Origin of the sequence: Niallia sp. 01092, assembly GCF_052318935.1 — a bacterium.
Taxonomy (GTDB): Bacteria; Bacillota; Bacilli; order Bacillales; family Cytobacillaceae; genus Niallia.
Window position 1 is genome coordinate 1 of sequence record NZ_JBQRKO010000034.1, and the last position, 21,616, is coordinate 21,616.

Here is a 21,616-nt window from a genome sequence, read left to right on the forward strand (position 1 = left end):
GCTTCTCAGCGCCGATGGTAGTTGGGGGCTCTCCCCCTGTGAGAGTAGGACGTCGCCAGGCAATTATAATATCGTCGTGGGCTAGAGCAACGAGCTTTACTTCAGTGAATATACGTCGAGTTGTACCGATTGAACTGCATCTTGAATAGGCATTCCGAAATCGGGACATTATAAAAGGGCAGGAACAAAATTATTTAACTATTATCGTCGCGGGGTGGAGCAGTCTGGTAGCTCGTCGGGCTCATAACCCGAAGGTCGTAGGTTCAAATCCTGCCTCCGCAATAAACAACCATACAATAAAAAATCCTTAGGGTAATACCTAAGGATTTTTTATTGTACTTAGGCAAGAAGACTTCTTTCTAAAATTGTGCGATTAAAAAGTTAAAGGGAATGAAGCTTAGAGCACCGGACTTCCACAGGGTGTGAGTATTTTCAGTTGAAGATTCTCTATATTAAAATGTGAGGAGCGGAAAAGTAGAAGTTCGACGACATCTGATCTTGTTGAACATCCTCTAAAAGAATAATTACTACAACTGGATGAATAAAAAACTATTCATGCTTTAGACTGATAGATGAATTGAGTATAATAAAGGATATGACTAAATATCGAATAACTAGGTGATGGTACATGGATAAATTTGAATGGATTACACAAAACCATGAAGATACAATGAAAATAGCAGAACAATTAGCTGCATTGTTGCAAAAAGGTGATGTAATAACCTTGGAAGGCGATTTAGGAGCTGGAAAAACAACCTTTACAAAAGGGGTGGCCAAAGGTCTAAATATAAACAAAACAGTAAACAGTCCTACTTTTACGATCATAAAAGAATATAAAGGCAGACTTCCCCTTTATCATATGGATGTATATCGGGTCAAAGATTCATTTGAAGATTTGGGATTTGATGAGTATTTTGAAGGTGATGGTGTTTGTGTCGTAGAGTGGGCCCATTTAATTCAAGATCAGCTGCCAGAAGAATATTTAAAAATTTGTTTATACTATGAAAACGAGTCTGGAAGAAAAATTGTTTTTTCTCCATATGGTACAAGGTATATGCAATTATGTAAGGAGTTATTTTAATGAAAGTACTTGCAATTGATACTTCTAATTTTGTATTGGGGATTTCGTTATTAGATAATGAAAAAGTAGTCGGTGAATATATAACCAATTTAAAGAAAAATCATTCTGTTCGAGCAATGCCTGCGATTGAACAGCTAATGAAAGAATGTGATATAAAACCGAAAGAACTGACGAAAATTGTAGTTGCCAAAGGGCCAGGCTCTTATACTGGTGTTAGAATTGGTGTTACTATTGCTAAAACATTGGCTTGGACTTTAAATATTCCTTTAGTAGGGGTATCGAGTTTAGAAGTATTAGCCGTATCTGTCGGCAAGTATTTTGAAGGAAATGTAGTGCCGTTATTTGATGCAAGAAGAGGTCAAATATATACTGGTTTATATCAATTTTCGGAAAAAAAATGTATACAAAAAAAAGAAGATCAATTAATTTTAACAACAGACTGGGTTGAACAGTTAAAAAAAGAACAAAAGAAAATATTATTTGTTGGAAATGATCTACCTTTACATCAAGAGGTTATTTTATCAGGATTAGGAGAGCAAGCTATATTAGCTGATCCTGCAGATTATAATCCTAGACCATCGGTTTTAGCCATGTTGGGAAATGAAAAAGAGAATGAAGAAATACATACTTTTATTCCGGAATATATTCGGTTGGCAGAGGCAGAAGCAAATTGGTTAGAAGCAAATAAAAAAGGTAAAAAGGAAGACATGGGGTAATGGAAAATGTTAATTTTCGTTATATGACAGTTGAAGATATTGAAGAAATATATACGATTGAAACAATGTCTTTTACTACTCCATGGAGCAAAGAAGCTTTTTACAATGAACTAACACAAAATCGTTTTGCTGCATATGTGGTAATAGAGCATAACAAGCATTTAGTAGGTTATTGTGGAGTATGGATTGTAGTGGATGAAGCGCATATTACAAACATTGCAATTTTGCCTGAGTATAGAGGAATTAAGTTAGGAGAAAAACTGTTAAAAAAAATAATGCAGGAAGCGAAAAATAAAGGGGCTGTTACGATGACATTAGAAGTAAGAGTATCCAATAAAATCGCACAGAATTTGTATAGAAAATTGGGCTTTCAAGATGGAGCCATCAGGAAGAATTATTATACAGATAATCAAGAAGATGCATTAGTAATGTGGGTGAAAATATAATGACAAATGATTTGCTTGTATTAGGAATTGAAACTAGTTGTGATGAAACGGCTGTTTCAGTAATAAAAAACGGAACAGAAATACTTTCAAATGTTGTTGCTTCTCAAATCGAAAGTCATAAAAGATTTGGAGGTGTGGTTCCTGAAATTGCTTCGAGACATCATGTAGAACAAATAACTTTAGTAATAGAAGAAGCAATGAACTGTGCAAATGTAACCTATCAAGATTTGCAGGCAATAGCCGTAACGGAAGGACCAGGACTTGTTGGAGCATTATTAATAGGTGTTAATGCAGCAAAGGCGATAAGTTTTGCACATGATATCCCCATTGTGGGAGTTCACCATATTGCAGGACATATTTATGCAAATCAGCTTGTGGATAACTTAGAATTTCCTTTACTAGCATTAGTCGTTTCTGGTGGCCATACTGAGCTGGTTTATATGAAAGAACACGGTCATTTTGAAGTGATAGGGGAAACAAGAGATGATGCGGCAGGAGAAGCGTATGATAAAGTGGCGAGAACGTTAAATTTACCGTATCCAGGGGGTCCACATATTGATAAGTTAGCCCAAAATGGCAATACAATTATAAAACTGCCGCGTGCTTGGATTGACGGAACGTATGATTTTAGCTTTAGTGGACTTAAATCCGCAGTTATCAACACTGTGCATAACGCAGAACAGCGAGGAGAAACAATCAAGCCGGAGGACCTTGCAGCCAGTTTTCAAGCAAGTGTTGTGGACGTGCTTGTTTCGAAAACGGTGCAGGCAGCAAAAGAGTTTGCTGTTAAGCAAGTACTTTTAGCTGGGGGAGTTGCAGCAAATAAAGGACTAAGAACAGCGTTAGATCAAGCTTTTCAAGCATCTCCTGGGATTAAACTAACGATTCCACCATTATCTTTATGCACAGATAATGCTGCAATGATTGCAGCGGCAGGAACTGTTTTTTATCAAAAAGGGCAAAGAGCAGCATTAAATTTAAATGGAAATCCAGGTTTAGACATAACTATCCACAATCAATGATGTATAGGATTAAATCCCTGTAAAAGTACGGGGATTTTTTATGTGGATAATTGTGAAAAAATTTAGAAAACTGTGGATAATGTGAATATTTTTTGTTGGAACTGTGGATAATGTGAATAAATATGTGGAAAGCTAATATAATAACTATTAGTCTGTGGGTAAAAATGTGGAAAAAAAGTACTGGATAGATTCTATCCAGTACTTTTTACTTATCTGATAATTCTGTCCATTCATCCATAAGATTATCAATCTGATTTTTAAAGGTTTCAGTTTCCTTATTAAGTTCATACACCTTTTCATGATCTTGAAAGATATCTGGTTCACAAAGTAATTGCTCGTTGGTAGAGACTTTTTGTTCTAATTCTTCAATCTGCTTTTCTATTTCTTCAATTCTTCTTACACGCTGGCGTTCTAGTTTTTTGGCTTCTTTATCTAATTGATAGGAGTTTTTATCATTTTCTGTACTAGATTCCTTCGCAACCGCTGTAGCAGCAGCAAGTTCTAATAGTTCCTCTTGCTCTAGTTTTTTTTCTACATAATAATCGTAGTCGCCTAAAAATTCTGTAGATCCTTCACGCTGCAATTCGATTACCTTTGTCGCAATCCGGTTAATAAAATATCTATCATGTGATACAAATAGGATCGTGCCAGGAAAATCAATTAATGCATTCTCCAACACTTCTTTGCTGTCTAAATCAAGATGGTTGGTTGGTTCATCTAATATTAAAAAGTTTGGGCGCTCCATCATTAACTTTGCTAGAGCTAATCGTGCTTTTTCTCCCCCGCTTAAGGAACTTACGATTTTAAGAACATCATCGCCTGAAAATAAAAAATTACCAAGTACTGTTCTTATATCCTTCTCTGGTTTAAGGGGAAATTCATCCCAAAGCTCATTTAACACTTTTTTATTAGAAGAAAGTTCTGCTTGTTCTTGATCATAATAACCGATCATAACATTGGTGCCAAAGGACATCTCCCCTGAATATTGTGGGAGCTTAGCAATAATCGTTTTTAACAAGGTCGATTTACCAACCCCATTTGGTCCTACTAATGCAATACTATCTCCACGATTGATGTGAAATTGAACATTTCTTGCTACGATATTGTTTTCATATCCAATGGATAATTCATTAATTTTTAAAACGTCATTGCCACTTTGTTTTTCGATGCCAAACCCAAATGTAGCTGACTTCTCTGCTCCATCTGGACGATCCATTCGGTCCATCCGATCTAATTTTTTTCGTCTGCTTTGTGCGCGTTTCGTAGTTGAGGCGCGGGCTAAGTTTTTTTGGATAAAGGATTCTAACTTGGCAATCTCATCTTGCTGCTTTTCATATAATTTTATTTCACGTTCGTAATTTTCAGCCTTTTGTTCTAGATAAGCACTGTAATTGCCAATAAACTTCTGAATATGATTCCTTGATAATTCATATACTTGAGTTACTACTTTATCTAGGAAGTAGCGATCATGAGATACAATAAGAACAGCTCCTTTATAACCTTGTAAATACTGTTCCAGCCATGATAATGTTTCAATATCTAAATGGTTTGTTGGCTCGTCCAATATTAATATATCTGGAGTTATTAATAATAATTTTGCAAGTGCAAGTCTTGTTTTTTGTCCCCCACTTAAACTAGAGATCTTCGTATTATAATCAAAAGAGCTGAAATTTAAGCCATGAAGAACAGAGCGAATATCTGCTTCATATTGATATCCCCCACTTTCTTTAAAATCAAACTGTAATTTATCATACTCTATTAGTATTTTTTCGAAGCTATTTGTATTAGGGTCTGACATCTGTTGTTCTAATTTTCTAAGCTCTAATTCTTGTTCTTGTAATGCTTTGAATACTGTAAGCATTTCATCCCAAATACTTAAATTCGATTCTAATCCAGTATTTTGGGCAAGATAACCAATCTCCACATTTTTAGGTTTTATTATTTCTCCGGAATCATATGATAAATGACCGGCAATCATTTTTAAAAGGGTGGATTTTCCAGCACCATTTCTGCCGACAAGTGCTATTCTATCTCTAGTTTGTACTTCTAACTTTATATTTGATAAGATTAGATCAGCTCCAAAGTACTTGGATAACTGATTTACTTGTAATAAGATCATTTGCTTCACCTCAGATGATATGTACATTAAGTGTAACCTAAAAATGCGTAATACTGCAATAAAGTGTCATTTTCAGGCTGTCGACAAACGCTCGCTTTCTTCGTTGTTCGCCTTACTCGGATGCTCATTACCCAACCATGGTAACTCCGCTCCTCCCAAGGCTTCACGCCTCGAAAGACAACCGTTTTCGATCAGCCTGAGGTTTCTGCAAAAATGAGTTTTTTGTCTACACTCTAATACTGCAATAAAGTGTCATTTTCCTTCCTTTTGCTTACATGTGTTTTTTTGTATTTAGAAATATATTCCTTTTTAGGTGGATTTCACTAAATTCTTACGCTAAAATAGAAAATATAGGTTTAAATACACATTATGTGAAAAATAGTGTATCATTTTGCATAGAGGTGTTTTAAATGGACGAATTGACGCATTTTAATCAAGATGGAAGAGCGAAAATGGTGGATATAAGCGATAAACATGAAACCGTTCGCACTGCAATAGCGAAATCTAGCATTACAGTTAGTAAAGATATATATGAGAAAATAACAGAGCAAACAATGAAAAAAGGAGATGTTTTAGCGGTTGCTCAAGTTGCGGGTATTATGGCAGCGAAAAAAACATCAGACCTTATACCAATGTGTCATCCCATTCATTTGACGGGTGTAGATATTTCATATCAGTGGAAAGAAAAACAATCCAGTGATTATAAATTAATCATTATCGTAAAAGTAAAAACAGTTGGAAGCACTGGTGTGGAAATGGAAGCATTAACTGCAGCGTCCATTACGGCGTTAACCGTTTATGATATGTGTAAAAGCATGGATAAAGGAATGGTAATCGGCAAAACATATTTAGTTGAAAAAACAGGTGGGAAAAACGGCGATTTCAAAAGACAAGATTTATAGTAATTTTTACTGAAAAAAGAGGCATCCCTGTCTGTACAGTAAAAAATAAAGGCTGTATTCTCAAAGTTTGTTGTTTTTTTACGTGAAAAATGGGAGAAGAAGTATTCGGGCTGCGAATTTAAAAGCAACAATCTATACGAAAACAGCCAAAATAAAAGAAGAAAGTTAGTATTTACAGCAATAGGGAACTATTTTTTCTTATTAAAATAACAGGTAGGGGATAAGAATGAGTAATGAGGTAATGAAAATTCCGCAAGCGACTGCTAAGCGGCTACCTTTATATTATCGATTTTTAAAAAACTTGCATTCTTCAGGAAAACAGCGTGTTTCATCGGCAGAATTAAGTGAAGCAGTTAAGGTTGACTCTGCAACTATCAGAAGGGATTTTTCTTATTTTGGTGCATTGGGTAAAAAAGGATATGGTTATAATGTGAATTATTTACTTTCTTTTTTCCGCAAAACGTTAGACCAAGATGAACTGACAAAAGTTGCATTAATAGGTGTAGGTAATTTAGGGGTAGCTTTTTTAAATTATAATTTTTTAAAAAATAATAATACAAAAATAGAAGTAGCCTTTGATGTTGCAGAAGAAAAAATTAATGACAAAATCGGTGAAGTAACCATTTATCATATGGATGATTTAGAAAAAGTAATTTTAGAGAATGATATACAAGCGGCTATTTTAACGGTTCCATCAGCAGTTGCCCAAACGATTACAGATCGTCTAGTAAAGAGTTCAATAAAAGGTATTCTTAATTTTACTCCTGCTAGATTAAGTGTACCTTCTGATGTACGTATTCATCATATTGATTTAGCGATTGAATTACAGTCCCTTGTTTACTTTTTGAAACATTATCCAACTATTGAAGAGGAAGAATAATAATTAAGCGCATTTAAGCAGAAGGATAAATACTGCTTAAATGCGCCTTTTTTTGTTATTTCTTTGATTTGTTTTTTATAAAGTAATGATAAGCAATTAATCTGATGCCTGAACCGATATCAAATGTTGCCAGTAAGATTAAAACGTATGTTAAAAAGCCCCAGCCATTATTTGTTTGAATATTTTGTATGGCGAAATATGTAAATAACGCCCCTAACAAAATATAAATAACGCCGGAAAATAAAGCGGATTGCCTCATCTAAAATCCTCCAATAAAATGTGAAATCTGATTATACTGTTCGAGCCATTTTTGTATATGCTCTTGATTTAATTGAATAATAATAACAAGTGTATTCATCGAAACGTGGGCAAAAATGGGCACAAGAATCCTTTTTGTTTTTACATATAAAAAAGCAAATGTAAAGCCCATGCTTGCGTATAAAAGAATATGAACAAACTCATAATGTGCAATGGCAAAAACTACTGAACTAATTAATGCGGACAAAAAGAAATTTAAACGCGTGTATAATGCACCAAATATAATTTTTCGAAAAATAATTTCTTCCAGTATCGGACCGATAATGCTGATCACAAGGATTACAATAGGTGAAAATTCGACTAATCTCATTAATTGTTCTGTGTTTTGAGAGCCTGCGTTTATTCCCATTAAATTTTCAATCATACTCGCCATTCCTTGCGCAAATAAGGAAAGAAAAATACCTCCTATTGCCCAGCCAATAGAAGTTGGCAAGCTGGCGGCTTTATTCCGAATAGGAGTTTTCATTTCATGGCGCAATAATCGCAATACAATAATTAAAGTAACGGTAAAGCTGAATACGATCCAAATTACATTCGCCCAAGACTTTATGTCTTCTTGTTCATAGCCAAAAAATGCCCCGATGAAATAAAGAAGAGGCAGACCGATAATATATGAAAACTGCATACCGATATACGCAATTAAGATAATCCAATATTCCTTTTTCATTAAGCATGCTCCTTTATACTACGAGTTATTCTTTTAGTTTTAACATATAGAAAGATAAACTAAAGTATGTATTCTTTTATGTTTTATACATATAATTTATGGACATAATAGCAGCAGGTTAAATGGTCCATACCTTCTATTGTACTAATAAGTAGCTATAGGTTTCAAATAGTAAAGGGGAAGAATGAAAATTTATAAAAAATAAAAGCATGACTCTTGCAAAATGAAACAAGATTAATTAATATAATACTTGTGTTAGCACTCAAGGTAAACGAGTGCTAATAAATAAATTGAAAATAAATTTAATTACATATTATTTGAGGAGGTTGTTTCACTTGTTAAAGCCATTAGGAGATCGTATAGTTATTGAGCTTGTTGAAACAGAAGAAAAAACTGCAAGTGGTATTGTATTACCAGACTCTGCGAAAGAGAAGCCTCAAGAAGGTAAAGTAGTAGCTGTAGGCAGTGGTCGCATATTAGAAGACGGTAAGCGTATTGCTCTTGAAGTAGCTGTAGATGACCGCATCATCTTCTCAAAATATTCTGGAACAGAAGTGAAATATGAAGGAAAAGAATATTTAATTCTTCGCGAAAGTGATATTTTAGCAATCGTAGGCTAATCAATTATCATAACGCAAAGATTTGTTTTGATAAAACATAAACGATCATAAATAGATATAAAAAAATCGAGGAGGTTTTTCAAAATGGCAAAAGACATTAAATTTAGTGAAGAAGCACGTCGTGCAATGCTGCGTGGAGTGGACGCACTTGCAAATGCTGTTAAAGTAACATTAGGACCTAAAGGACGCAACGTTGTATTAGAGAAGAAATATGGTTCTCCGCTTATTACAAATGATGGTGTTACAATTGCAAAGGAAATTGAACTAGAAGATGCATTTGAAAACATGGGTGCAAAACTAGTAGCAGAAGTAGCAAGCAAAACAAATGATGTTGCTGGTGATGGAACAACTACTGCAACAGTACTTGCACAAGCGATGATTCGTGAAGGGTTAAAAAACGTTACTGCAGGGGCTAACCCAATGGGCATCCGCAAAGGGATCGACAAAGCGATTGCAACGGCAATTGAAGAGTTAAAAGCAATTTCAAAACCAATCCAAGGCAAGGAGTCTATTGCACAAGTTGCTGCAATCTCTGCTGCTGATGATGAAGTTGGTCAATTAATTGCAGAAGCAATGGAACGTGTTGGCAACGACGGTGTTATTACAATTGAAGAATCAAAAGGTTTCACAACGGAATTAGACGTGGTAGAAGGTATGCAATTCGACCGTGGATATGTATCTCCTTACATGGTAACTGATTCAGATAAAATGGAAGCTGTTCTTGAAAATCCTTATATCTTAATTACAGATAAAAAGATTTCTAACATTCAAGAAATCCTTCCAGTGCTTGAGCAAGTAGTACAACAAGGCAAGCCGCTATTAATTGTTGCTGAAGATGTAGAAGGTGAAGCAAGTGCTACATTAGTAGTAAATAAACTTCGCGGTACATTCACTGCAGTTGCTGTAAAAGCACCAGGATTTGGAGATCGTCGTAAAGCAATGTTAGAAGATATTGCTATTCTTACTGGAGGTCAAGTAATTACAGAAGATTTAGGCTTAGACCTTAAAGCTGCAACGATCGATTCTTTAGGACGCGCTGCAAAAATTGTCGTAACGAAAGAAAACACAACAATTGTTGAAGGTGCTGGCGAATCAGAACAAATCGCTGCACGCATCAACCAAATCCGTGCGCAAATGGAAGAAACAACTTCTGAATTTGACCGCGAGAAATTACAAGAGCGTCTTGCTAAGCTTGCAGGCGGAGTTGCAGTAGTAAAAGTTGGAGCTGCTACTGAAACAGAATTAAAAGAACGCAAACTTCGTATTGAAGATGCATTAAACTCTACTCGCGCTGCTGTGGAAGAAGGTATCGTAGCAGGTGGTGGAACTGCACTTCTAAACGTATACAATAAAATCGCTGCTATCGAAGCAGAAGGCGACGAAGCTACTGGTATTAACATTGTTCTTCGTGCAATTGAAGAGCCAGTTCGTCAAATCGCTCACAACGCTGGACTTGAAGGTTCAGTAATCGTAGAACGTTTAAAACACGAGCCTGTAGGAACAGGATTCAACGCTGCTAACGGCCAATGGGTAAACATGATCGAAAGCGGAATTGTTGACCCTACTAAAGTGACACGTTCAGCACTTCAAAACGCTGGATCTGTTGCAGCAATGTTCTTAACAACAGAAGCAGTTGTAGCTGACAAACCAGAAGAAAACGCTGGCCCTGCAATGCCTGATATGGGCGGTATGGGTGGAATGGGCGGCATGATGTAATAACTTAATAAACCCATTATTGGGTTTGTTGAGTTGTAATATAGAATGCTTATAGTTTGCTCATAATATATAAAAAGTCCTTTGTAAGTTTATCACTTATAAAGGACTTTTTTTGGCGGTTATTTGCGAGACTCCTGCGGAAAAACGTGCTGGAAAGACTTCGCAGTGAGATACGAGCAAAGGCTTGCCAGTTCGTCCGCGGAAAGCGAGCGATAAGCTTCGGAAAACCCCTTTTAACAGAGCTTATTTTCAGGGTAACCAATTAAAAAACGAATTGTCACTATTTTGGCAATTGATTGTTTCGGTTATTATAGCTATCATTATATGAGGTGCTTTTTAAATTTGGTAACTGTGCTTCCGGGATTATTTTAAAATAATCAGTGCCAATAGACTAAAACGCCTTTCCTAAGGTTGTAGAGTTTGAGTTATGAAAAGCATGTAAGAATTAACTTAATAGAAAGTTGGAATAGTATGAAGGAACAAAAATTAGCTAGATCCCTAAAAAATAGGCATGTACAGCTTATTGCTATTGGAGGGGCAATTGGAACGGGCTTATTTCTTGGTGCGGGAAAATCTATCCATTTAGCAGGGCCATCCATTTTATTTGCTTACATTATTACAGGAGCAATCTGTTTTCTAATCATGCGAGCGCTTGGTGAATTACTCCTAAGTAATTTAAAATATCATTCTTTTGTTGATTTTGTAAGAGATTATCTAGGCAACATGGCTGCATTTATAACAGGCTGGACTTACTGGTTTTGCTGGATTTCCATTGCAATGGCTGACTTAACGGCTGTGGGTCTCTACACCCAGTTTTGGTTCCCTAGTGTACCGCAGTGGATGCCTGGATTAATTGCACTTGTCATTTTGCTTATCATGAATCTTGCAACAGTAAGGCTGTTCGGAGAAATGGAATTTTGGTTCGCCTTAATTAAAGTCATCGCAATATTAGCATTAATTGTTATTGGCATAATCATGATCATAAAGGGATTTTCTACAGATGCAGGCTCATCTAGTTTTACAAATTTATGGAGCCATGGAGGGATGTTTCCAAATGGCATGAATGGATTTATTCTCTCATTCCAGATGGTTGTATTTGCCTTTGTTGGCATTGAACTTGTAGGATTAACAGCAGGAGAAACAGAAAATCCGGAAAAAGTAATTCCTAAAGCGATTAACAATATTCCTATCCGGGTTTTAATTTTCTACGTTGGAGCTCTAGTTGTAATAATGAGCATATATCCTTGGAATGCTATCATTCCAACAGAAAGTCCTTTTGTCCAAGTTTTCTTGGCAATCGGGATTGTAGCGGCAGCAGGCATCATTAATTTTGTCGTTTTAACATCCGCAGCTTCGGCATGTAACAGTGCTATTTTTAGTACAAGCAGGATGATATACTCACTTGCAAAAGATAAAAATGCGCCTGAATCATTTACAAAGCTTACTAAAAACCAAGTACCTTCCAATGCATTGTTCTTTTCAATGATTATCATTTTAATTGCAGTCATATTGAATTATGTCATGCCAGAGGGAGTATTTACACTGATTACAAGTATTTCAACTGTTTGCTTTATTTTTATTTGGGGAATTACTGTAATATGTCATTTGAAATATCGCAAAACAAGACCAGATCTAGCAAAATCAAACAAATTCAAGTTGCCGTTTTATCCATTTTCCAATTACTTGATTCTTGCTTTTCTAGCATTTGTTCTAGTCGTGCTTACACTTGCAGAAGATACGCGTGTCGCTTTGTTCGTCACTCCTGTATGGTTTATACTTCTAGTTGCAATTTATAAGATAAGAACAAGAAATAAGATGGCAGTAAGAACTAATTAAATAGGATTAGGCTGTTTTTTCAAAGTTTGTTGTTTTTTACAGTGAAAAAATGGTATAGAGAGTTTGAAAACGACCATCATGTTGGTTAGGAGAGGCGTCCGCACGACTCCTGCGGGATGATTTTCCCTATCTATATTTCATAGCATCCACTTTTTCAGTGACCTCACCAAAGCGATGAGGAGGCTCGACTCTCTCCTACGGAAAGCGAAGTGTATTTTAAAAGCAACAAAAACAGCCTAGGATTTAAAAGACCCTTCTCTTTAACGAGAAGGGTTATTTTGATCTTGCTCATACTCTGAAGATGTTATTGGAGTAGGAGAAACATTCTGTTGTTGTTGTCTATCTTTATTTTCATATTCTTTTCGGATTTTCCCGCATGTAATGCATTGTCCGCTGTAATAATAATTAAATTTATGGTATCCACGCAGCTTGCAAATGAGTTCACCGAATATCATTTATCCCAACTCCTTTTTCCTCTAATTAATTGTACTACAAGCCAAAATGAGTATAAGGTTAAATAAATGTAAAGTGTCTAGCAAATTGATGACAATAAGACATTTTCGTTAATTTCTTGCAACAAAAGAAAATATTACGATAATCAAAAAACATTATTTTTAAATAGAGAAATAATTTGTCGTTTTTTAGACAATAAATTTAGCAGGATATTAATCTCTGTACAAGAAGTTAGTTATCAAAAGCAGATTGAGGGAGGTTATCATTTGGACATTGCTAAAGCGAAAAAAGAGATTGTGAAGTTAAAACAAGAAATAGAGCTTTTAGAACAATTTATTTGTTTAGCAGAGTCTTATCAGCCTGCTAGTTTTGAACAAGAAGTAATCAAGCAATATGCATTTAGAGACAATATTACCGAGGTAGCAAAAAGGCTGGATTGTAAAGGGGACAGGAATAATACAGTAAAGAAATTGATTCCTGCACATATTTCAGAGATTATTAAAAGCGAACCAAAAGATGAACTGCATCGGATTGTTCGTACGTTCTTTTATAAAAATAAACGCGGAAGAAATCAAAGTTACTATTCTAATTTTACTTAATGATAACAAAGAATAATACTGTTGTGAAGTTTCCTTTTTCAGATTAAGGGAAACTTTTTTGCATTTCAATCGTAAGCAATAAAGTATGTTGATTTCTTATAAAAGCTTTGAAAATTCCAATCAAGAAACTATTCATGTAAAATAAAAGAAACATATATAACGAAAAAGATAAGAGGTTTTTTTAATAGAGGAGGCAAATAGATGGGAGTAATGCTAAGCAAGGGGCAAAAGGTGGATTTAACGAAAACAAATCCAGGCTTAAGCAATGTGATTGTTGGATTAGGTTGGGATATTAACCACCATGGAGCAAATTATGATTTAGATGCATCAGCTTTTTTGCTTGGAGCAAATGGGAAGGTGCATAGTGATACTGATTTTATTTTTTATAATAATCCAAGCGGCGCAAATGGTTCGGTTATGTATAGCGGGGATAACAGAACGGGAGCAGGAAATTTTGATGATGAACAAATTAACATTGATTTAATGCGCGTTCCACCTTCTATTCAGCGGATTGCCTTTACGATTACGATCCATCATGCAAATGAAAAGGGGCAAAACTTTGGACAAATTTCCAATGGCTATGTGAGAATAATAAGTGAAAGAGAAAATGTGGAATTGATAAGGTTTAATCTAGGAAGAGATTATACAGTGGAAACAGCCATTGTTGCTGCAGAGTTATACCGACATAATGGGGAATGGAAATTTAATGCGATAGGAAGTGGGTTTCAAGGAGGCTTAGCTGCGTTATGCCGCAATTTTGGTGTGACAGTAGATGATGAACCGACACCACAGCCGATGAACAACTCCTATTCGCAGCCAACTTATGCTCCTCCCCCACAGCCAAATCAGTATAGTGCACCTTATGCTGACTACGGACAAGCTTCTTTACCCCATTTAGGCACAAATACGGGGCATTATCCGCCGGCAGCGAATGGTCAAGTACATACTAACCAAACGTACGGTGGAGATCATATTGTTTGTCCACGCTGTCATAGCACAAATGTACGGACTGGTGAAAAAGGTTTTGGTTTAGGGAAAGCGGCAGTTGGAGGCTTAATTTTAGGCCCAATTGGCTTGCTTGGCGGCTTTATTGGAAAGAATCAATTAAAGTTCACTTGTAATAGCTGTCGGAACAATTGGTCTCCTTCTAATACAGATTATGCTGAATGGGGAAGACAGCAAAAGCAAAAAGCAAAAGAATTGTTTATGCGCTTTAAAAGTCCAGATACATTAGATGCTGTTGTGGCAGCTTGTGCATTGGTAGGAATGGCAGATGGTAGATTAGATCCTTCTGAAGAGAGAAAAATGGTGGAGTTTATTCACCAAAGTGAAGAATTGCGTGTGTTTGATACAAATAAAGTGCTGCAGCAATTTAATCAATTTATAAGAAGACTAGAATATGATCAAATTATTGGTAGAGCAGAATGCTTTAGAGCGCTTGGTAAAGTTCGTTCTAAGCCAGAGATTGCGAGACTTGTTGCAAGGTACTGTATTGCGATCGGCTATGCAGACGGTCATTTTGATCAAAGAGAAAAACAAGTAGTCATGGAAATATGTCAAGAATTAGGATTAAACGCGAATGAATTTTTGTCCTAAATAAATATAGTAGAAGAAAATAGAGTAGGACAAGAATTAAAGATCTCTATTCTGTTTTCTTCTTCCGAAATTTGGCTGCAAAATACATAAAACAAGGCAAAATTGGAGGAGACCGATGTCCATAAACAAAACAAACGTAAAAATTAACAGAATAATTGAAAATATTGAAAAGGTTATGATTGGCAAAAGAGAGGTAGCGGAATTAAGTTTAATTGCTTTGTTGGCTGAAGGGCATGTTCTTTTAGAGGATGTACCAGGAGTAGGAAAAACGATGATGGTTCGTTCTTTGGCGAAATCGGTCGGCGCAAACTTCAAAAGAATTCAGTTTACACCGGATTTACTTCCTTCTGATGTTACAGGTGTTTCCATATATAATCCGAAAGAAATGGAATTTCAATTTGTTCCGGGACCAATACTTGGGAATATTATTTTGGCAGATGAAATAAACAGGACATCTCCTAAAACACAATCTGCGTTATTAGAAGCAATGGAAGAAAGCAGTGTAACGATTGACGGCACTACGCATGAGCTAAACAAGCCCTTTTTTGTGATGGCAACACAAAATCCCATTGAATACGAAGGGACATACCCTCTCCCGGAAGCACAATTAGATCGTTTTTTATTAAAAATGAAAATGGGTTACCCGACCGTGCAGGAAGAAATGGAAGTGTTGACGAGAGTGCAAGTACAGGCTCCAATTGAAAATTTACAGCCTGTCGTATCGCTAGAAGAATTAGTAATGCTGCAAGAAGAAGTGAAAAAAGTGTATGTAGATGACACGGTGAAAAAGTATATTGTGCAGCTTGCAGATAGCACAAGAGTCGACCCTAGTGTTTATTTAGGTGTTAGTCCAAGGGGATCAATTGCAGTGATGAAGGCAGCTCAAAGCTATGCTTTTATACAAGGTCGTGATTATGTGCTGCCAGATGATATTCAATATCTTGTAAAAGCAGTATTTGCCCACCGGATTATTTTGAAGTCAGAGGCAAAATTTGAAGGAATATGTGCAGAAGATGTGATAGACCGGGTTGTATCAAAAGTCTCTGTCCCTGTACAAAGGTTAGTGAAATAAATGAAAGTATTTTTTAAAAAATTGATTCCTGTTTGGAAGCTGATCCTATTATTTGTCTTAATAGGCATTACCTTTTCTTATGCGATGTTTCAAGGCGGGTTTGTCAGCTGGTTTTTATTTTACAGCTTTCTTCCCTTTGCCATATATGGCTTGCTTTTAGCCATTTATTCTGTAAAAGAGTGGGAAGTCGTGCGGAGGATAGAGAAGCATGAATATAACGCAAAGGAAACGCTGAAAGTTGAGATTGAATTAAATAGAAAATCTTATCTGCCGATTTTTTACCTGCTTGTCGAGGATTCTTTAAGTCAATCATTAACAGAAGAGAGAACTGGAAAAAAACTGCTTCTGCCTGCTTTTAAAAGGCAAATAAACTATGAATACGAAATAAAAGAACTGCCTAGAGGAGAACATATCTTTTATCATACAAAAGTAAAGATTGGTGATCCTCTTGGTTTAATGGAAAAAGAAGCGGCTGTACCTAATGTAGAAAAAATTATTGTTTATCCAACGTACGAAGAGATGATTTATAAGCCGTTTGAAAACCAATTTGATCAAGGAATGACAGCATCTAAGGAAAGAGTGCAGAGAGATACAACGATGGCTGTTGGCATAAGAGAATATCAACCGGGGGATCGGTTTTCGTGGATTAACTGGAAAGCGAGTGCGAAGCGAAACAGTATGATGACAAAGGAGTTTGAACAGAGACAGTCGCACGATATTATGGTTGTCATGGATTGTGAAGAAAATTCTCGGTTTGAAATTCTTGTGTCTTTTACAGCAACGTTAATTAGAGCGATTTTGAAAAAAGGAGCTCAAGTCGGGCTGCTGTCATTCGAAGAAGAAAAAATGACTTTTCCGATCAGAGGAGGAGATAGTCAGCAGCAATTGCTTTTTTATCATTTGGCAAAAGCTACAAAGGGCAGCAAAATTTCTTTGGCGCAATTAATAGAAAATGAAACACCTACTTTGCAGCAAAATGCTACATTAATGTTGGTTACTGCTAATTTATCAAAAGAGTTAGTAGAAAAAACAAGTTATCTTGCCAGTAAAAAATTTAATATCGGTGTTTTTTTAATAAAAGATATAAAGGAAAGTTTAACAACCAGTGAACGAAACTTAAGAGCTGCATTATCTTCAAGAGGTATTCGTGTAATTCCAGTATCAAATGGGAGATTTCAGGATGCTTTTTCGGAGGTGAAAACAGGATGAGTAAACAATTGGAACAGACTCGGACATTATCTAATTTCATTCTTTATGTGCTTGGTTTATTTCTTATTTTAGAATGGTTAAGGCCGATTGAAGAGTTAACGAATACTGGGAATGTGTTCGTGTTTATACTCTTTTTAGCTGTCTCCTTTTTATTGGCGTTCTTTCGTGCACCAGCGGTTTTTAGTGGACTTATTAAAGTAATATACATGGTATATATCCTGCAATATTTATATGATGAAACACCTTTTTTCGCTTTTAGTTGGGTAGGAACGTTTGTTTCAGAGATCTTGCAAAATATGGCGATTATGTTTGATACCAACTGGCCAGAAATGACCGATATGTTTAAAAGTTTATTGTTTTTTATATTATTATGGCTAATGGCATACTTAATCGATTATTGGCTGATTAAAAAAAGAAAGATTTTCACCTTTTTTTTGCTGACGATGATTTATATTACGGTGTTGGACACCTTTACGCCATATAATGCGGAGTATGCGATTGTACGCACGGTTATTATTGGATTTACAGTAATGGGGATGTTAACTTATTTCCGTCTTCGTGATAAAGAAGGTTTAGAGAAGGATAACCGCTTCTTGTTAAAATGGATGGCTCCGCTGCTTTTGTTTGTTGCAATTAGTGCAGCAATTGGCTATGTGTCGCCAAAGGCAGAACCAATTTGGCCAGATCCTGTTCCGTTTATTCAATCGATGAGCAATAAAAGTGGGAATGACGGGACAGGCGGTGTAAAGCGGGTTGGTTATAGTGTGGATGATTCGAATTTAGGCGGTCCGTTTCAAGGAGATGATACCGTTGTATTCCAAGCGGAAGTGCAATCACCTCATTACTGGAAAGTGGAGACAAAGGACACTTATACAGGAAAAGGATGGGTACAGTCTGAACAATCGTTAGAGTTAAATAGGGATTCTAGCGTGATTGATGAAGGTGATCCTATTCCTTTTTATTCTTTTGAAGAGGGAGATAATGTAAAGTTTACAAAGTATCGAAGCAAGGTAGAGTTTGTCCAGCCTTTTTCTTATCTTTTATATCCCCTTGGCATTCGTGATATTCTTAGTAATTCTAATTTTACAATAGAAAGAGGAAATGAGCGTATTGTTAGTCAAGGTACTATGGATTCTTACATTGTTCGATATAATAAACCAGAGTATAGCTTAACGGCTTTAACGACTGCTGATTTAGAAAAGTTTGTAAGAGAAAATGAGGACATGGTCAAGCGGCATTTACAGCTTCCAGATACATTGCCGCAGCGTGTGAGCGAGTTGGCGGAAGAAATTACAAAAAACGAAGACAATGCTTTTAGCAAGGCGAGGGCTATCGAAAAATATTTTTCGCAAAACGGTTTTGCCTACAGCAAAAGTGATGTAGCTGTACCAGGAGAAAACGATGATTATGTTGATCAGTTCTTATTTGAAACAAAACTAGGCTATTGTGACAATTATTCTACTTCGATGGTTACACTATTACGTTCAATTGGCATCCCTGCAAGATGGGTAAAAGGCTTTACAGAAGGAGAAGTCATTAAAAGTTCTGCAAGCGGCTCTATTTACGAAGTAACAAATGATAATGCACATTCCTGGGTGGAAGCTTATTTTCCTGAAGTAGGATGGGTAACATTTGAACCAACACAAGGTTTTTCGAATGAAAACAGCTATTTGAATGATGTGAAAAATGAAGCAAATAATAAGGAAGAGAAAAAAGAGCAGCAAAAGAAAGAAGTAGAAACAGAAACGAAGCCAAAACCACTGCCAGAAGAACAAAATCCAGCTTCGCAAAAGCAAGCATGGTCTTTTACAGAATGGTGGAACAAAGTAAAACTGTTTAGTATAAATAATTGGGAATGGATTGCAGGTGGATTGTTAAGTGCTGCTATATTTAGTTGGCTGGTTATAACGTACCGCTATAAATGGCTGCCATACTATTTTATTTGGAGATTTAGAAATAAAAATAAGGAAGAAGATTTCCCTGAAGCTTATTTAATATTGCTACGTTTATTAAAAATTGCGGGTATGAGGAAAAAAGAAGAACTTACATTAAGAGAGTATGCGAAACAAATCGATCACCTATATGAATCGAATGAAATGGTTCGGTTAACGGCAAAATATGAGGAGTATTTATATAAAGGACATGTAAATATGAGTGGTTGGGATGAATTGAAAGAATTATGGGAAAATTTAATTAAAAGAACAACAGCTTGACCATTAATTCGACATGTTGTTACAATATTCACATCTATATAATTTACCTTCATATATCCTAGGGGTGATATGGTACGAGAGTCTCTACCTGATCACCTAAAATGGTCTGACTATGAGGGCAGATAAAGTCTTCATGATAAAATTAGGAAAATAGCTGATGCTAATACTCCTACTTTGTTTAGATTAAGACTAGAATTCTGCCTTCGTTTTTTGGGGAGGAGAATTCTAGTTTTTTGTTATGCTTAATCGATAGAAGATAATAGTGCAACTCGCAGTTGAAGTTTTTTAATCTTTTTAGCATGATTCTATCGAATTAAGAAAAAATAGTAAAAAGATGATGATTTACAATAGACTAATTGGGGTGAAAAATAATGGGGAAAGCAAGTATTAACAGTCAAATGATTGTTGTTCTTGATTTTGGTAGTCAGTACAATCAATTGATTACAAGACGCATAAGAGAATTTGGGGTATACAGTGAGCTGCATCCACACACGATTACTGCGGAAGAAATTAAAAAGTTAAATCCAGCTGGTATTATCTTTTCAGGTGGTCCAAACAGTGTTTATGATGAAAATGCATTTGGCTGTGATGAAAAGATATTCGATTTAGGCTTGCCTATTTTTGGTATTTGCTACGGCATGCAGCTTATGACGAAGCATTTAGGCGGAAAAGTAGAAAGAGCAAAGCAGCGTGAATATGGTAAAGCAGAATTAACGATTGAGCATGACAATAAACTTTTCTCTGAGCTGCCAAAACAACAAGTAGTATGGATGAGCCATGGAGATTTAGTAGTAGAAGCTCCTGCTGGTTTTACAGTTGATGGAACAAATCCTTCTTGTCCTATTGCTTCCATGAGCAATGAAGAAGCAGGATTATATGCTGTTCAATTCCATCCAGAAGTTCGCCATTCTGTATATGGAAACGACATCTTAAAGAACTTTGTATTTGGTGTTTGTGGATGCAAAGGCGATTGGTCTATGGAGAACTTTATTGAAATTGAAATGGAAAAAATTCGCCAGACAGTTGGCGATCGCCAAGTTCTTTGTGCGCTTAGCGGCGGAGTAGATTCGTCTGTTGTTGCCGTTCTTATTCATAAAGCAATTGGTGATCAATTAACATGTATTTTCGTTGATCATGGTTTGCTGCGTAAAGGCGAAGCGGATAGTGTAATGAAAACTTTCTCTGAGGGCTTTAATATGAATGTCATTAAGGTTGATGCGAAAGAGCGTTTCTTATCGAAATTAGAAGGCGTAAGCGATCCTGAGAAAAAACGTAAAATTATCGGCAATGAGTTTATCTATGTATTTGACGATGAAGCGACAAAATTAGAAGGCATTGACTTCCTTGCACAAGGAACACTTTATACCGATATTATTGAAAGTGGTACTGCAACTGCTCAAACGATTAAATCGCATCATAATGTAGGTGGTCTTCCAGAAGATATGCAGTTCGAATTAATTGAACCACTAAACACATTATTTAAAGATGAAGTAAGAGCATTAGGTACAGAACTAGGCATTCCGGATGATATTGTTTGGAGACAACCATTCCCAGGTCCTGGTTTAGGTATTCGTGTATTAGGTGCTATTTCGGAAGAAAAACTTGAAATTGTACGCGAATCAGATGCTATTTTACGTGAAGAAATTAAAAAAGCTGGCTTAGATCGCGATATTTGGCAATACTTCACTGTTTTACCAGATATCCGCAGTGTTGGGGTAATGGGAGATGCTCGTACGTATGATTATACAATCGGTATTCGTGCGGTAACTTCTATCGATGGTATGACATCTGATTGGGCAAGAATTCCTTGGGAAGTGCTAGAAGTTATTTCTACAAGAATTGTAAACGAAGTAGATCATATCAACAGAGTAGTGTACGATATTACAAGTAAGCCGCCAGCAACAATTGAATGGGAATAAAATATCGTAAATTTTGACATAATAACGAACATTGATGGGTTTTTCCTTTATCAATGTTCGTTTTTTTATTGACGAATAACATACATGTTGATACACTTGGTTGGCAGCTGAGAAAAATGTATACTCGTATAATATTGGAGAGTATGGTCCGAAAGTTTCTACCGAGCTACCGAAAATAGCTTGACTACGAGGGAAGTGAATATATAGGGATTTTGATGAACTCATAACTCTT

19 protein-coding genes, 1 tRNA gene and 2 riboswitches are annotated in these 21,616 nt (G+C 36.0%); of the genes, 16 read left to right on the forward strand and 4 right to left on the reverse strand.

From position 1 onward, the window contains the following. Nucleotides 1-208: 208 nt before the first annotated feature. The 5 genes from ACTXGU_RS20870 (at nucleotide 209) to tsaD (ending at nucleotide 3,265) form a co-directional block, all read left to right on the forward strand. Nucleotides 209-282 (forward strand) — tRNA-Met (locus tag ACTXGU_RS20870). A 346-nt stretch (nucleotides 283-628) separates the two neighbouring features. Beyond that, complete coding sequence (gene tsaE, locus ACTXGU_RS20875) at nucleotides 629-1,081, forward strand: tRNA (adenosine(37)-N6)-threonylcarbamoyltransferase complex ATPase subunit type 1 TsaE (RefSeq protein ID WP_443483457.1); 453 nt, start codon at nucleotides 629-631, stop codon at nucleotides 1,079-1,081. Continuing rightward, nucleotides 1,081-1,797 (forward strand): tRNA (adenosine(37)-N6)-threonylcarbamoyltransferase complex dimerization subunit type 1 TsaB, encoded by a 717-nt coding sequence (gene tsaB / locus ACTXGU_RS20880; protein WP_443483458.1) that lies wholly within the window; start codon nucleotides 1,081-1,083, stop codon nucleotides 1,795-1,797. Before tsaE ends, tsaB begins: the two co-directional genes overlap by 1 nt. Then, nucleotides 1,797-2,243: a ribosomal protein S18-alanine N-acetyltransferase gene (gene rimI, locus ACTXGU_RS20885; protein WP_443483459.1), complete on the forward strand. Its 447-nt coding sequence runs from the start codon at nucleotides 1,797-1,799 to the stop codon at nucleotides 2,241-2,243. The genes tsaB and rimI overlap by 1 nt, the downstream gene beginning before the upstream one ends. Beyond that, the gene (tsaD, locus tag ACTXGU_RS20890; RefSeq protein ID WP_443483460.1) at nucleotides 2,243-3,265 is read left to right on the forward strand and encodes a tRNA (adenosine(37)-N6)-threonylcarbamoyltransferase complex transferase subunit TsaD; all 1,023 of its coding nucleotides are present in this window, start codon (nucleotides 2,243-2,245) and stop codon (nucleotides 3,263-3,265) included. Before rimI ends, tsaD begins: the two co-directional genes overlap by 1 nt. Nucleotides 3,266-3,470: 205 nt before the next feature. On the opposite strand, the gene ACTXGU_RS20895 is transcribed toward tsaD, so the two are convergent. Beyond that, entirely contained in the window at nucleotides 3,471-5,384 is a 1,914-nt protein-coding gene (locus ACTXGU_RS20895) for an ABC-F family ATP-binding cassette domain-containing protein (RefSeq protein ID WP_443483461.1), read from the reverse strand. Between the two features lie 410 nt (nucleotides 5,385-5,794). Between ACTXGU_RS20895 and moaC the strand changes: the two genes are divergently transcribed. Beyond that, nucleotides 5,795-6,286: a cyclic pyranopterin monophosphate synthase MoaC gene (gene moaC / locus ACTXGU_RS20900; protein ID WP_443483462.1), complete on the forward strand. Its 492-nt coding sequence runs from the start codon at nucleotides 5,795-5,797 to the stop codon at nucleotides 6,284-6,286. Nucleotides 6,287-6,512: 226 nt separating this feature from the next. Continuing rightward, entirely contained in the window at nucleotides 6,513-7,166 is a 654-nt protein-coding gene (locus ACTXGU_RS20905; RefSeq protein WP_443483463.1) for a redox-sensing transcriptional repressor Rex, read from the forward strand. Between the two features lie 55 nt (nucleotides 7,167-7,221). Here ACTXGU_RS20905 and ACTXGU_RS20910 read toward each other — a convergent pair whose 3' ends face one another. After that, nucleotides 7,222-7,425, reverse strand: a complete 204-nt coding sequence (locus ACTXGU_RS20910) for a YdiK family protein (RefSeq protein WP_443483464.1) — start codon at nucleotides 7,423-7,425, stop codon at nucleotides 7,222-7,224. Continuing rightward, a complete protein-coding gene (locus tag ACTXGU_RS20915) occupies nucleotides 7,426-8,151 on the reverse strand; it encodes a lysostaphin resistance A-like protein (RefSeq protein WP_443483465.1) in 726 nt (241 codons plus the stop codon). 335 nt (nucleotides 8,152-8,486) lie between these two features. Here ACTXGU_RS20915 and groES point away from each other — a divergent pair, with 335 nt between their 5' ends. The 3 genes from groES (at nucleotide 8,487) to ACTXGU_RS20930 (ending at nucleotide 12,323) form a co-directional block, all read left to right on the forward strand. After that, the gene (groES, locus tag ACTXGU_RS20920; RefSeq protein WP_443483466.1) at nucleotides 8,487-8,771 is read left to right on the forward strand and encodes a co-chaperone GroES; all 285 of its coding nucleotides are present in this window, start codon (nucleotides 8,487-8,489) and stop codon (nucleotides 8,769-8,771) included. A gap of 84 nt (nucleotides 8,772-8,855) precedes the next feature. Beyond that, nucleotides 8,856-10,487: a chaperonin GroEL gene (groL, locus tag ACTXGU_RS20925; protein ID WP_443483467.1), complete on the forward strand. Its 1,632-nt coding sequence runs from the start codon at nucleotides 8,856-8,858 to the stop codon at nucleotides 10,485-10,487. Between the two features lie 471 nt (nucleotides 10,488-10,958). Further along, nucleotides 10,959-12,323, forward strand: a complete 1,365-nt coding sequence (locus ACTXGU_RS20930) for an amino acid permease (protein ID WP_443483479.1) — start codon at nucleotides 10,959-10,961, stop codon at nucleotides 12,321-12,323. A 260-nt stretch (nucleotides 12,324-12,583) separates the two neighbouring features. Here ACTXGU_RS20930 and ACTXGU_RS20935 read toward each other — a convergent pair whose 3' ends face one another. Further along, a complete protein-coding gene (locus ACTXGU_RS20935) occupies nucleotides 12,584-12,778 on the reverse strand; it encodes a hypothetical protein (protein WP_443483468.1) in 195 nt (64 codons plus the stop codon). A gap of 264 nt (nucleotides 12,779-13,042) precedes the next feature. On the opposite strand from ACTXGU_RS20935, the gene ACTXGU_RS20940 reads away from it, so the two are divergent. The 6 genes from ACTXGU_RS20940 to guaA all read left to right on the forward strand — a co-directional run bounded on the left by ACTXGU_RS20940 (nucleotide 13,043) and on the right by guaA (nucleotide 21,384). Then, nucleotides 13,043-13,375 (forward strand): hypothetical protein, encoded by a 333-nt coding sequence (locus ACTXGU_RS20940; protein WP_443483469.1) that lies wholly within the window; start codon nucleotides 13,043-13,045, stop codon nucleotides 13,373-13,375. Between the two features lie 201 nt (nucleotides 13,376-13,576). Further along, a complete protein-coding gene (locus tag ACTXGU_RS20945; protein WP_443483470.1) occupies nucleotides 13,577-14,971 on the forward strand; it encodes a TerD family protein in 1,395 nt (464 codons plus the stop codon). A 115-nt stretch (nucleotides 14,972-15,086) separates the two neighbouring features. Continuing rightward, nucleotides 15,087-16,043, forward strand: coding sequence for an AAA family ATPase (locus tag ACTXGU_RS20950; RefSeq protein ID WP_443483471.1), 957 nt, complete (start codon nucleotides 15,087-15,089; stop codon nucleotides 16,041-16,043). Then, complete coding sequence (locus ACTXGU_RS20955) at nucleotides 16,044-17,252, forward strand: DUF58 domain-containing protein (RefSeq protein WP_443483472.1); 1,209 nt, start codon at nucleotides 16,044-16,046, stop codon at nucleotides 17,250-17,252. Further along, complete coding sequence (locus tag ACTXGU_RS20960) at nucleotides 17,249-19,465, forward strand: transglutaminaseTgpA domain-containing protein (protein WP_443483473.1); 2,217 nt, start codon at nucleotides 17,249-17,251, stop codon at nucleotides 19,463-19,465. The genes ACTXGU_RS20955 and ACTXGU_RS20960 overlap by 4 nt, the downstream gene beginning before the upstream one ends. Before the next feature lie 29 nt (nucleotides 19,466-19,494). Then, nucleotides 19,495-19,598, forward strand: a riboswitch (purine riboswitch). 238 nt (nucleotides 19,599-19,836) lie between these two features. Continuing rightward, nucleotides 19,837-21,384, forward strand: a complete 1,548-nt coding sequence (gene guaA / locus ACTXGU_RS20965) for a glutamine-hydrolyzing GMP synthase (protein WP_443483474.1) — start codon at nucleotides 19,837-19,839, stop codon at nucleotides 21,382-21,384. 104 nt (nucleotides 21,385-21,488) lie between these two features. After that, a riboswitch (purine riboswitch) is annotated at nucleotides 21,489-21,591 on the forward strand. The last annotated feature ends 25 nt before the right edge of the window (nucleotides 21,592-21,616 follow it).